At 58.6% G+C, this 12,589-nt stretch carries 13 protein-coding genes; 6 read left to right on the top strand and 7 right to left on the bottom strand.

Features of this window, described 5'->3' with window-relative positions; translation table 11 throughout:
• Together WA354_RS20380 and WA354_RS20385 are read left to right on the top strand one after the other, a co-directional pair.
• The coding region (locus tag WA354_RS20380) for a hypothetical protein (protein WP_472814857.1) at positions 1 to 1,072 on the top strand (1,072 nt) is incomplete at its 5' end.
• A gap of 178 nt (positions 1,073 to 1,250) precedes the next feature.
• The gene (locus WA354_RS20385) at positions 1,251 to 1,742 is read left to right on the top strand and encodes a DinB family protein (protein ID WP_472814858.1); all 492 of its coding nucleotides are present in this window, start codon (positions 1,251 to 1,253) and stop codon (positions 1,740 to 1,742) included.
• Positions 1,743 to 1,971: 229 nt separating this feature from the next.
• Here the strand turns inward: WA354_RS20385 and serA are convergent, their stop codons facing one another.
• From serA to WA354_RS20400, 3 genes are all read right to left on the bottom strand, one after another.
• Positions 1,972 to 3,792, bottom strand: a complete 1,821-nt coding sequence (gene serA, locus WA354_RS20390) for a phosphoglycerate dehydrogenase (protein ID WP_472814859.1) — start codon at positions 3,790 to 3,792, stop codon at positions 1,972 to 1,974.
• Positions 3,793 to 3,925: 133 nt separating this feature from the next.
• On the bottom strand, positions 3,926 to 5,101 hold the full coding sequence (locus WA354_RS20395) for a pyridoxal-phosphate-dependent aminotransferase family protein (protein ID WP_472814860.1): 1,176 nt from the start codon (positions 5,099 to 5,101) through the stop codon (positions 3,926 to 3,928).
• 257 nt (positions 5,102 to 5,358) lie between these two features.
• Positions 5,359 to 6,342, bottom strand: a complete 984-nt coding sequence (locus tag WA354_RS20400; RefSeq protein WP_472814861.1) for a FecR domain-containing protein — start codon at positions 6,340 to 6,342, stop codon at positions 5,359 to 5,361.
• A gap of 262 nt (positions 6,343 to 6,604) precedes the next feature.
• On the opposite strand from WA354_RS20400, the gene WA354_RS20405 reads away from it, so the two are divergent.
• Positions 6,605 to 7,084: a GatB/YqeY domain-containing protein gene (locus WA354_RS20405; protein WP_472814862.1), complete on the top strand. Its 480-nt coding sequence runs from the start codon at positions 6,605 to 6,607 to the stop codon at positions 7,082 to 7,084.
• 114 nt (positions 7,085 to 7,198) lie between these two features.
• Here WA354_RS20405 and WA354_RS20410 read toward each other — a convergent pair whose 3' ends face one another.
• A complete protein-coding gene (locus WA354_RS20410) occupies positions 7,199 to 7,537 on the bottom strand; it encodes a PadR family transcriptional regulator (protein WP_472814863.1) in 339 nt (112 codons plus the stop codon).
• Positions 7,538 to 7,656: 119 nt separating this feature from the next.
• Between WA354_RS20410 and WA354_RS20415 the strand changes: the two genes are divergently transcribed.
• Genes WA354_RS20415 through WA354_RS20425 form a run of 3 tightly spaced genes read left to right on the top strand, consistent with a single transcriptional unit; the run spans position 7,657 to position 9,510 of the window.
• A complete protein-coding gene (locus WA354_RS20415; protein ID WP_472814864.1) occupies positions 7,657 to 8,550 on the top strand; it encodes a transporter family protein in 894 nt (297 codons plus the stop codon).
• 43 nt (positions 8,551 to 8,593) lie between these two features.
• On the top strand, positions 8,594 to 9,166 hold the full coding sequence (locus WA354_RS20420) for a hypothetical protein (protein ID WP_472814865.1): 573 nt from the start codon (positions 8,594 to 8,596) through the stop codon (positions 9,164 to 9,166).
• Positions 9,166 to 9,510: a hypothetical protein gene (locus tag WA354_RS20425; RefSeq protein WP_472814866.1), complete on the top strand. Its 345-nt coding sequence runs from the start codon at positions 9,166 to 9,168 to the stop codon at positions 9,508 to 9,510. The genes WA354_RS20420 and WA354_RS20425 overlap by 1 nt, the downstream gene beginning before the upstream one ends.
• A gap of 76 nt (positions 9,511 to 9,586) precedes the next feature.
• Here WA354_RS20425 and WA354_RS20430 read toward each other — a convergent pair whose 3' ends face one another.
• From WA354_RS20430 to WA354_RS20440, 3 genes are all read right to left on the bottom strand, one after another.
• Positions 9,587 to 10,981, bottom strand: coding sequence for a DUF4382 domain-containing protein (locus WA354_RS20430; protein WP_472814867.1), 1,395 nt, complete (start codon positions 10,979 to 10,981; stop codon positions 9,587 to 9,589).
• A gap of 246 nt (positions 10,982 to 11,227) precedes the next feature.
• A complete protein-coding gene (locus tag WA354_RS20435; protein WP_472814868.1) occupies positions 11,228 to 12,472 on the bottom strand; it encodes an RNA polymerase sigma factor in 1,245 nt (414 codons plus the stop codon).
• Between the two features lie 3 nt (positions 12,473 to 12,475).
• On the bottom strand, positions 12,476 to 12,589 hold a 114-nt coding region (locus WA354_RS20440), incomplete at its 5' end, for a YciI family protein (protein WP_472814869.1).

Genomic DNA, 12,589 nt, shown 5'->3' on the forward strand with positions numbered 1-12,589 from the left:
GAGCGGTGTGTCGCAGCCTGTGCAGATTCTCGACGAGCCGCCGTCGCCTGCGGCTGCAGTTGCACCCGAACCACCTGCAAAGGTTGGAGCGCCCGCAGCCTTGGCTGCACCGGCAGCTCCGCGAAGCCCTTCAGTGCTCACGATTACTCCGCGTGCGCCGGATGCTCCGCCGGTGCTGGCGATTATGCCACTGAGCCCCGCGCGTCGCGAATTGATGATGAAAGCGCTGAAAGACAGCGAGCTCGCACGGAAGAACATGATCATGGTTGCGCCGATGGCGCCGACGATGGCAATCATTGCGCCGCGCGCCAGCTACGGTGTGGGGTACGGATACGGAGTAGGGCAGAGCACTACTACCGAGAGCGGGAACTCGTCGTATAGCAGCAATGGCAAGCATTCCGGTTATCACTACTCGTATTCGTCCAATGGACAGTCGTATGCGGTGATCCGCGGCGGCGACAAGGAACATATGACGTTCTCAGGCGACTGGATCGAAGGGCGGCGCGAAGAGATCGATAAGGCGCGCAAACAGGCGCACGGGGACTTTCTGTGGTTCACGCACGATGGCAAAGCCTACTTTGTCGACGATCCCGCGATCCTGAATCAGATCGAAGCGATGTACAAGCCGATGGAGGCGCTGGGGGCGCAGCAGGAAGCTCTTGGCAAGCAGCAGGAGGCACTCGGCAAACAGCAGGAAGAAATTGGGCGACAACAGGAAGCTGTGAGCGTTCCGACACCGGACATGAGCAAGGAGATCGCAAAGATCGATGAGGCGATGGCAAAGTTGAAGGCGAACGAGGGAAAGAATATGACGCAGGAACAGTTCGCCGATCTGCAGGAGAGGCTCGGAGAATTGCAATCCCGAATCGGTGAGATACAAGGGCGGATCGGCGAACGGCAAGGGGAATTCGGCACCAGGATGGGCGAGCTTGGGGAAAAAATGGGCGCACTGGGAGCGCAGCAGGGTCGTCTGGGAGCCGAGCAGGGAAGGATAGCCCAGGAAGCGGACCAGAAGGTGAAGTCGATTATTAATGAGAGCCTGCAGAATGGAAAAGCGCATCCGGTGCAGTAGCTGAGGATTTCGATGGGCGGGCCGCGATAAAAGCGCTGGAATCCCGCCCATTATGGGGCTCTGCCGCCGGGGCATGCAACCGCGTTGCCCCTAAATGGAAAGGGATTTTGCAGGAACGCAATATCGCCGTCGTATGGCGGGCGTGTAATCTGATGGGACAATCAGGAGGAAGATCACGATGTCCCTTTCGCCACGTCTTGCCGTTGCGTCACAGAGTTACAACCTGAACGCCAGTTTTCTGAAACAGGGTCTTGCGGGACTGAGTGATGCGGATTGGCTGACGAGGCCGAATGGTCACTGTAATCACATCCTGTGGATCGTAGGACATCTTGCGTACTCGCGGTCGATGGTTCTGGCGCGGCTGGGCGACGCGTGGTCGAAACCGTGGATGCATCTTTATGCGCGGGGCGCGAAGTGCGTGGAATCGCCGGAGGCTCCCACTCCCACGGAGATGACAGAGGCGTGGGAGGAATCCTGTATTCGGCTCAATGCAGCGCTTGAGTCTGCTTCAGATGATCTGCTCGACATGCCTGCTCCGAAGCCGGGTCCGCCGAGTGCCGATGGAAAACTTTGTGGCACGGTGAACTTCATGGCTCTGCACGAGACCTATCACGTGGGCCAAGCGGCTTTCGTGCGTTCGTGGCTGGGGAAGCCGGGCGTGATGGGTTAAGCAGGTGTTCAACGAGACTGATTGTTCGCTGCAGCACGAGGAAAGATTGAAAACCTGCTGGTCACATCGTCCTTTCCCACCCGAGCGGAGCTCGGATGGGGCACCCGCGTTCGTGCCGAGGTCGGGAGTTTTACGACAGATCCTCCGACTGCAGGCGTCTTACCACCGATGCTCAGGAGACCAGCGCTCTTAGATTGATAACATGCAGCCTAATGGTTGCACTTGATCGTTAGAGTTGGACGAGTTTGGTTTCGAGCAGAGCTTCAATGGTCATAAGGGCGTCGAGAACTGCGCTGGAAACTGGCGCGTCCACTTGCACAACTGCGAGAGCCTTGACGGGCTTGTCGCCTGTTCGTTCGCGGCCGAGGGCGAAATTCGCGATGTTGACGCCTTGCTCGCCGAGGATGGTTCCGATCTTGCCGATGACGCCCGGAACGTCGAGATTGCGGCATACAAGCAGATTGCCTTCGAGTGGCGCTTCAATGTCGATGCCGTCGAACTCAAGCAGGCGCGGCTGCTCGCCGTGAATTACAGTTGCCGTGGCGTGGCTGGCACCTGCGGATGTGTGCAGGTTGATGGTGAGGACGGTTGCCGCTCCGCCGCGATGGCTCTCTTCTCTTTCCTCGTGCACACGGATGCCGCGCTCTTGTGCAATTGCTGCGGAATTGATGCGATTCACATTCTCTGAGCCCTGCAGAAGGCCTTCGATAGCAGCGTTGCGCACAAGATCGGTTTTGGCTTCGGCGAGCGCACCGCCGTAGGTGAGATCGATGGCCTCGATTCCGCATTTGCACGCCTGCGCAAGGAACGATCCGAGACGACCAGCGAGGTCGATGTAGGGCGCGAGCTGGACGTACTCTTCGTGGCTCAGCGAAGGCAGGTTCACCGCGTTCTGGACTACGCCGAGTTTGAGATATTCGCGCACCTGCATGGCGATCTGAAGGCCGACGGCCTCTTGTGCCTCGGCTGTGGAGCCTGCGATGTGAGGAGTGAGAATGACATTGTCGAATTCAGCGTAGGGTGAGTCTTTCGGTGGCTCGACGGTAAACACATCGAGTGCGGCGCCGCCGACGTGGCCTGATTTGAGCGCAGCGACGAGTGCCGCTTCGTCAACCAGTTCACCGCGCGCGCAGTTGATGATGCGAACGCCCTTCTTCATCAGGGCGAGAGATTTTGCATTGATGACCCCGGCGGTTTGCGGCGTCAGGCCGACGTGAAGCGTGATGTAGTCCGAGCCGGCGATGACTTCATCAAGTGCAACCAGGCGGATGCCATTTTCGCGGGCGATGGCGGCGGAGACGAACGGATCGCTGCCGATGATATCGAGACCGAAGCCACGGGCACGGCGAGCAACTTCAAGCCCGATGCGGCCGAGGCCGAGGATGCCGAGGGTTTTGCCGCGCAGTTCCGCGCCCTGGAGGCTCTTCTTCTCCCACTTGCCGGCGTGCATGGTGCTATTGGCCGTGGGGAGTTTGCGGGCAAGCGCCAGCATAAGGCCGATTGTGAGCTCAGCGACGGCGACAGCGTTGGCGCCGGGAGTGTTCATGACAACAACGCCGCGGCGCGTGGCAGCTTCGGCATCGATGTTGTCGACTCCTACACCGGCGCGGCCAATGACGCGCAGTTTCGGCGCGTGCTCCATCAGTGCGTCGTCAACCTGGACGGCGCTGCGGACGACGAGAGCATCGGCGTCTGCGAGTGCAGCGGGCAGGCCATTTGGCAACTGGTCGTGTGTGAGGACTTCCCATCCAGGTTCGGCTGCAAAAACGGCGAGGGTTGCGGGGGATACCTTTTCCGCCAGAACGATCTTCATCTTGTCTCCCTTGGCCGCGGTGGCGGACCCGGTTTCAAATTCGTCGAAACGGATGTTGTGTTTCTCGCAGAGCAGGTCGAACATGCGGACGACGGCTGCATGTGGCTTGCCTTCGCCGCGCTCGTACTTGGTTATCGAATTTGGATGCACGCCAAGCAACTCGGCCATCTGATAGGAGTAGAGGTCGAGTTGCTTGCGCGCGATGAGAAGTTTTTCGCCGAAACTCAGTTCCGTCATGTTGATTCCTTTAGTGGAAGCGGAGTTAGCGGTGTTAGCCGCGCTTCGCGCGTGTTGGCGGCGTTAGCAAAGGCGTTTCGACACCAAGCCTAACTCCGCTAACGCCGGAACGGCGCTAACTCCGCCAGCTCCGCTATCCCTTCGCCGCTTCCGCGTACACCTTTTGCGCTGCCGCCACTGCCTGGCCGTATTCGACTTTGAGTCCCAGAGTGTCCTTCGCGATGTGCTCCATGGCGCCGAGAAAGGCAATGGTGTCGAGGTAGTCGAAGAAGCCGAGATGCGCGACGCGGAAGATCTTTCCCTGCATCTCTCCCTGTCCGTTGGCCGTGACCAGCGCGAACTTCGCTTTCAATGCTTTCACTACTGCGCCGGAATCCATCCCTTCAGGAACGGCAACAGCGGTTGCGGCCGCAGCGGGCGCAGTCGGTGCAAAGAGTGTGAAGCCGAGAGCGACAAGTCCGGCGCGAGTGGCCGCGGCGTTGACCTGCGCGTTATCGATCAGGGCAATGCGCCCCTTCTCGAGATCACCGCCGGCCTGTCCGGCGATGTAGTCGAGCGCGGCACCAAGCCCGGCTATCAGAGCAACTGCGGGGGTGTACGCGCTTTCTCCCTTTACGGCGTTCTTGCGCTCCTTGCGGAGGTCGAAGTAGTAGCGCGGGTTCTTCGACTTCTCCATCGCCGCCCAGGCTTTTTCGCTGACGCTGAGATAGGCAAGGCCGGGAGGAATCATGACAGCTTTTTGCGAGCCGCCGATGAGGATGTCGATGCCCCAGGCGTCCACATCGAAGTGCGTGGTGCCGAGTCCGGTGATGCCGTCAACGACAAGAAGCGCGTCGGGTGCGACTTCGTGAATCACCTTTGCGATGGCTTCAATGTCGTGTCGGACCGCGGTGGAGGTTTCAGTGGCCTGCACGTAAACCGCGCGGTGCCCGGGCTTGAGAGCCTCACGGATATCGGCGAGGCTAAAAGTTTGTCCGTAAGGCGCGGTGAGAACGTCGGGCTCGCATCCGAAGGCTTTGGCAAGTCCAGTCCAGCGTTCACCGAATTTTCCAGCGGTAAGAACCAGGACTCGATCGCCGGGCGACGTGAGATTTGAAACCGAGGCTTCCATCGCGCCAGTTCCGGAGGACGAAAGCAGGAGGACATCGTTCTTCGTTCCCACGAAGATCTTTAGCTGTGCGAGCACCTTCTGGAAGAGGGCGCGGAACTCGGGAGTGCGATGGTGCATGTCGGCTGCAGCCATGGCGAACTGAGCGGCGGGCAGCAGCGGCGTCGGACCGGGGGTAAAAAGACGGGTCTTGCGAATCATGGACTTAGCCTCCTGGAGCGATTGATTAGCAGTCGGTGGCAGGTGGAATGAATCCAGCAACCGAAATCACATAATACACATATTTGTGATTTATGTGAAATTATGCTGTGCAAAAATCGAGTACGTGGAAAAGTCCGGATACGGGCTACAGGTGGCCGCCCACCGTGAACTCGGAGAGTGCCGGCAATTTCGTGGCGCACAAGAAAGGCCCCCGGGAATCCTCCGGAGGCCATGCGGATTTTCAACCCCGCCCAACGTTAGCGATGTCCGCCACCACCGTGGAAGCCGCCAAAACCTGCTCCGTTGTGGAAGCCTTCGAAGCCTCTGCTGTTGTGGAAGCCTTCGAAGCGGCCCGGATTTGCGCGAACCGTTCCACCGACAACCCCGTGATGGATTGTGCCGGCGTGTCCATACCGGTAGTGGCCGTAGTAGCCGCCGTAGAATCCTCCGCCATAGGGATAGAAGCCACCCCAGCCAAAGGGATAGAATCCCCAACCGAATGGGCTGGCGAAAGGACCGAACCCCATGTAGGCGAAGTTGTAGGCCCATGGGTCCCAGTACCAACCGGGGCCTGAATAGGGACCGGCGTATTGAACGGCCATCTGATTGTTGGCCTCCGCCATGTACTCCGAGCGCAGGCTGTTCCAGTTGTAGAGTTCATCTTTGGCGTCGTTCTCGTTGAAGTCGCCCGGTTTTTCCTTGGCAAGGGCCTGTTCATCATTCAGAGCAAACTCATGGTGGCCCTTGATCTTGATCCATTTGTTGTCGTCGACCTGCACATGCGCTTCGCCTTTGAAGACCATGACTTCAGGCTTGTCGGCGTCGAATTCGTAGTAGCCGCGCTTGTTGAGGCGCGTGGTTACGTTATCGTCGATCACCTGCAGATCGTTCTGGTCGTGAATCTCGTCCACTTCGATCCCGGCGCGACCTTTATCGAGCGCCACCTGCGTGAGCGTCAGGTCAGGCGAAACCATTTTGGCGGTGCTGTTATCGTCCAGACGTAGAAAAACACCCGGAGTCAACAGGATTTCGGCCTTGCCGTTCGCGGTGGTGATTTTCTGGCCAGGTTGCAGGGTTGCGTTTCCAACTTCCTGTGTGTTTAATTGCGATCCCTCTAAATAGACAGAGCCTTCAACGTAGTTCACGGTGCCAGGGACCGCTTGCCTGGCTTGGTTCCCTTGATCCGCGGCAAACAACGGAGACCCCATAAGTCCCAAACCGAGCAGAGCAAGTAATGTCATTGATCGGCTTTTCATTCTCTATAACCCTCTACGAATTAGATTGCGCCGCTGGCAAAAAAGTCGCAGTTGTGTATTGCAGCGGTTCCCACTGCAGTATCGTAATAAACCGTTTTTGTAGAAGGTTTTGATCATGTGAAAACTGAAGATTTGTATCGCGCAACGTTGTTACGAGTACGACGACGCGGAAATCCTGATTCATTGATTTGGCAAGCGATAGACTAGATGAGTTGAACAATTCGACGAGTGATTGTGAGGAGCCACGATGGACGCAGGCGTACTGGAAGCGGAGATCAGCAAGCAGGTGATTACCGCATTGAAATTGCACGATGCGGAGCGCACGCAGACTCTGCGGCTGATCAAGAACGCACTGAAAAACAAGGCGATTGAAAAGCGTGAGGCTCTGACGCCGGTTGAAGAACAGCAAGCGCTGGCCACGATGATCAAACAGCGGCGCGACTCGATCGATCAATTCACGAAAGGCAATCGCCCGGAACTGGCCGCAAAAGAAGCTGCGGAGATCGTGGTGATCGAAGAGTTTCTGCCGAAGGCGCTGGACGAAGCTGGACTGCGGGCGCTGGTTGCGGAGGTGATTGCCGAACACGCGAACTTGACTGGCCGCGCGCCAACGTCGAAGGACATGGGACCGGTGATCAAGGCCGTGCAGGCACGGCTAGCGCAAGCGGGCGCACGCGCGGAAGGTCGCGTCGTAAGCGACCTGGTGAAGCACGGGCTTGCCGGGTAGTTGAGCGCTGCTGGTCTACTGTGCGCTGGAGTCGTCGAACATGCGTGAGCAGAGGACGGGATTCCGCGCGGAATAGCCCGTTGTATTCGTCGATCTGGGGCCCCCAGACACATCCTATCTGGGTTTATCGGTCAGCTTGCGCGGATGCTCTTCGTGCAATTCGTGGTGCAGTTCGTCCACCTTTCCCTTAGCCTTTTCGAGGGCTCGTTTTCCGGCAGGTGTGATCTTATATAGACGTCGTCGGCGGCCATCAACGTGATCGAAGGCAGAGCGCAGCAGGCCCGATCGCTCTAGTCCGTGCAGAAGAGGATAGAGCGTACCGGGGCCGATGCGGTAGTCGTGGTGCGCGAGTTCCTTCATCATGGCGAGTCCGAAGATGGGCTCGTGCACGGCGTGCAGCAGCACGTGGATGCGGATGAGACCGTCAAATAGTTCGCGCTTCTGATCTACCACAAAGACAAATATACCTCCCTGACTTGTCCCGCCTTGACTGTTATCGAAATTCGATATAACTTCGGCTGAGGATGGCTTCCTCATCGGTGCAATTCCCCCATAACCGGAAGCGTTGGTTGATGCGAATCCCGCCGCAGGTCTTCACGGTGGCGATGATCGCGATCTTGTGCCTGAGCGGAACGAGGCTCTGGGCGCAGGGTCCGCCTTTTCAGGTCGACGATCCTGTGCCGGTGGATTTCAAGCACTACGAGTTCTACATTTTCGGGTCCACTGATGGGACGCCGGCGGAGACGGATTACTCTGGGCCTGCATTTGAATTTAACTGGGGAGCGGTGCCGCGCGTGCAACTGCATGCGATCCTGCCTTGGGGCGGGATCTATCCCTCGAACAATCCAACCTACTTGCCGGGCGGAACGGGCCCAAGCGCGCAAGGGCTGATGGATATGGAGCTTGGCGTGAAGCTCGCGATCATCAAGGAGACGAAGGCGATTCCGCAGATCGGCACGTTCACCATGTTTGAGATGCCGACGGGCAACTACGACAAGGGACTAGGCGTGGGGAAAGTCTGGTACCGCCTGCCACTTTGGTTGCAGAAGAACGAGGGCAAGTGGCTGTTCGACGGCGGCGCGGGCGAGACAGTGGTGCCGCAGACCGGGTATCACAATTTCCCCTACGGTGGCTTTCTGGTAAAGCGCGAGATGAACAAGAAACTGGAGCTTGCCGCGGAGGTGTTCTCGCACGGCGGTGAAGGTTATGCCGCGCCGCAGACGCAAGCTTCGACGATGATCGACGCCGGCGGGTACTGGCACCTGAAGGGTGAAGAAACCATGCAGCTTCTATTCGCTTATGGTCATTCCGTTGCCGGCCAGACCGAGAACTACGCGTATCTCGGCCTTTACTGGACGTGGGGCAAGGACGACAAAAAGGATGACAAAGACAAGGATTCCACCGATAAAAAGGCAATGCTGCAAAACGCTATGTATTCAGGACGCGCGCTGAAGAACGGATTTTGATGCGCTGACTGAGGCGACCCGCCTTAATCAGGGGAGCAATGCGATGGAGATGACAACGCGGGGTCTCTGGACGCTGTTGCATGGCATGGGATTCGGCACTCTGTATCTGCTGGCGTGTTCGTTTGCAATAGTCGAGTTGTATCGTCGCTACAAACCCGATTCCTTGCAGCCGATCTCCATTGAGGACCAGACGTTCTTGGGCAGGTGGCTGGTCGTGATGGCGGTAGTTGCGTGGGTCACGGTACTGACGGGCGCGTACGCCATCTATCCGTGGTACCGCGCGGTGCCTCCGGCGGGTACGGCCGCGCTCAACGCGTTTCCGCAGGGGCTGCTCAAATCCAATCCGAGCACCATCGGTTGGCATGCAATCGGCATGGAGTGGAAAGAGCACATTGCCTGGACTACGCCTATTTCGATCACCATGGCGGCGTCGGTCTTCCTGCGCTACCGGCGTTGCCTGACCAACTATCCGCAATTGCGCGCAGCTGTTCTGATCTTTGTTTTTGCCTCGTTCGCGAGCGCCGGTATTGCCGGATTCTTCGGCGCGGAGTTGAACAAGCGCGCTCCGGTTGAGGGCGGCGGGATGATCAAGCTGATGCAGGGAAGCGAGAGGTAATGGCAAGCGCACCGGCGAACAACCTATCGGTGATAGCGATGCCGAATGGTCCCGGCGCAGCGGCGGTGCTTGCTGCGGGGATCGGTTGCTTCACGATGGGAGCTCTTTCCGTTCTTGCAGACAAACTGCCGGCCCTCGCGCGCGTACTCAACATTTATCGGCCCACCGGGCCGCTCTCAGGAGTTTCTACGGCAGCAATTCTTGTGTGGGTCGCGGCCTGGGCTCTACTTCATTACTGCTGGCGAAAGCGCAATGTAAAACTGGGGCCAATCAACGGAATTGCGTTCCTCCTGCTGGCGTGCGGTATGCTCCTGACGTTTCCGCCGATTGGCGACCTTTTCTAACGCGAAAAAGAAAACGCCGAAACCTGAGCCGCAATTGCAGCCCTGGTTCCGGCGTTGAAGCGATGCAGTTCTCAGCTCAATTCAAGTCGTCGACGTAGTGCCCGACGAGAACAGTGTTGCCGTTGGCCGGATTCTTGAGTAACAGGCCGACGACGCGCACGTTGGTAGCCGACGAGAGGTCAGACAATTGCGTGAGTCCGTCGCGGAACTCGCAATTGTTTGCGATGTAGACCGTGACGGTTTGTGGAACTAGCAGGCCTGCGAATCCATTCACCTCCATCTGGAAGGATTCGGTGCCGGCATTCACGCTGCCCGGAACGACGGTCCCATTGAAGCCCCAGTGACGCAGGACAACGCGCTTGACTGTGACGGCACTGGCATTGGTTGCGCCGGTCGCCGGTCCTCCGACTGCAATGTGCTGGCCGGGAAGGAGCGCGTTCTGATTGAAGAGGAATTGCGCCAACGGGCCATGTGCCCAATAAATTGAGTACCTTTCGCTGCCGCTTAGGTCAATGGTTGCGAGCTGGCCTTGTGCAAGTCCAGTTGTGGTGGGCAACAGGCCGCGCACATACAAGTCAAAGCTTGTCGCCGGCCCAGACGATGGGTTCACGTATGTCACTTGACCGCTCGCGTAGAAGCCGGTATCGGAGAGGATGGCGATTTCGTCAGCGTCGATGGTTGCATCAGCGCGGTCGAGCGTGCCGGAGACTTGCACGATGCTGCTGGATGTTAAATCGCTGAATGCCGCGCTGCCGTCCCACTCGGTTTGACCATTGACGTTTACGGTGAATTGACGACCGTGTGGACCTTGAATCGTGATTGTCTGCTTGCCCGCGTCGGAACTGACAACCGCTGCGTCGAATTCATCGATGTAGGCGCCCTTGTCGTTGTTGTTGACTCCGTTGACGGTGAAGGTGGGGGTGACGTCGCCGGTGATCTGGCCTCCGCTCACGACAATCGATTTGCGCAGATTGAGGTCCATGTGCAGACCCACTGGCGCGCCGGATTGGGCCACGACCATGGGTTTAGCCAGCGTATAGGTCACGGTGGCCGGCGATAAATTTGCTGTCATGGTCTTGATGGTCGGCTCCGTGGTGCTGGCGTCGAGATAGCCGATGGTACCGTTGCTCAGCGCGATCGACACGTTGCTGTAGGTGCCAACCGGAACGTCATTCATATCGATCAGCGTCTGGAGTCCGTTGAAGCGTGCAAAGTCAACCGTCGGGGAACCGCTGGTCAACTGCACGGTATTGCCGCTTCCGTCGGTTGCGGAGATGCTTACATTCACGGTGAACGAGACAACACTGGCCATCGGCGCGTCGGTGCCGACGACGAATGAAGAGCCAATGACCGTCTGCGCGTTGTTATTGGTGGAGGGGGTAACGCTGCCGCAGCCTGTCACCAAAAGAGTGACCAGCGTCAATGCAACAAGAGATGGAAGGCTGTGCCTTCCTGACTTTGAAATGAACATTCCAGACTTACCGCACTTTCTGCGATCGTCCGTGGCCTCACGGAGCTTTTCGCGTGTTGGACCTCAGCTCGCGTGGAAAGGTCGGCTGTTGGCTGTGTCCCTATAGCCCGGAACACGAGCGCGTGGAAGAAAGTTGCGAGTGTCTTAAGTTATTTTTAAGGCAAATTTGCGCAGGTGACCTTTGGACATGCAGGAACATTACGCTTCGGAAAATTTTGTACTGGAGGGCACAACCAGTACAAGCCCTTATTCGTCTACTAAGCTTCTCCGCTGTTCCAGGAAGCGCCGCACTGACGAGTCGCGCTCGAGGCCAATGGCGACCGAGTAGGCGTGATTTGCTTCATGCCGGGAGTTGATGCGGGCCAGCAGTTCTGCGCGTGCCGCCCAATAGGGTTGATATTCCGCAAGGCGGGGATCGGCAGCGACAGCATTCAGATCCGCGAGCGCCTGATGTGTGCCTTTCAACTCGGCAACAGCGAGAGCGCGATTGATGGCGGCGACAGGCGATCCATTGAGCGCGATCAGCGCGTCATAGAGCTGCACGATCGCTGCCCAATCGGATTGACCTGTGCGAGCCCGTACTGCATGCGCCGACTGGATAGCCGCCTCGAGTTGGTAGCGTCCCAGGGCATTCATCGCACTGGCGCGATGGAGTAGGGACTCAGCTTCTGTGATCATCTTCCCATTCCAGCGTGATGGGTCCTGCAGCGCCAGCGGGACGTACTCACCATCGCTGGTTCGGCGCGCACGACGTCGCGATTCAGCGTGAAGCATCAGCGCGAGAAGCCCGAGGCCTTCCGGCTCATCCGGCAGCAATTCTGTAACGAGCCGTCCCAGGTAGATGGCCTCTTCCGCCAGGTCGCGCCGAGCCACATCTGTACCGGCAGCGTCGATCCAACCCTCCGCGAAGGCCGCGTAAATGGCTTCGAGCACAGTATCGAGGCGGTTGCGGAGTTCGCCGCGATCGGGTGTATCGAGAGGAATGCCGGCGTGCCGGATCTTGTTTTTAGCGCGCACCAGCCTCTGGCTCATGGTGGCGGGCGAAATGAGGAACGCGGAAGCGATTCGCGCAGCGTCCAGTCCCAGAATGGCTTGCAGCATGAGCGGCGCGCGGATGGCGCGATCGATGGCGGGGTGTGCACAGGCGAACATGAGGCCAAGGCGGCGATCCGGAATTTCAGCGGCATCGACGCCGGCTTCGATGGCCGCAGTGGTGTCTGCAATTTCGTCGGAGTAGATTTCACGCCGGTGCGAGCGCGCAGTGTCAAGAAACTTGCGTCGAGCCACGGTCATCAGCCACGCTTCAGGGTTTTGTGGGCAGCCGTTGCGGGGCCAGTCGGCAAGTGCGGATGCAAATGCATCGGAAAGCGCATCTTCAGCGGCGGCGACGTCGCGCGTGCGTGCCGCGAGAAATGCGACGAGTTTGCCATAACTGCGGCGCGCAACCTGCTCGGCCAGGTCGCGCGCTCCCGTCTCTTCGCATCCGCCCATGGGCTACATTGTCCAGATCGGCCGGACTTCAACGATGCCGTGCTGAGCGCCGGGGCAACGCGCCGCCCAGGATAAGGCGGCATCAAGGTCGGAGGCCTCGATGAGGAAGTAGCCGCC

Source organism: Occallatibacter sp., from assembly GCF_049802275.1.
Lineage (GTDB): Bacteria > Acidobacteriota > Terriglobia > Terriglobales > Acidobacteriaceae > Telmatobacter.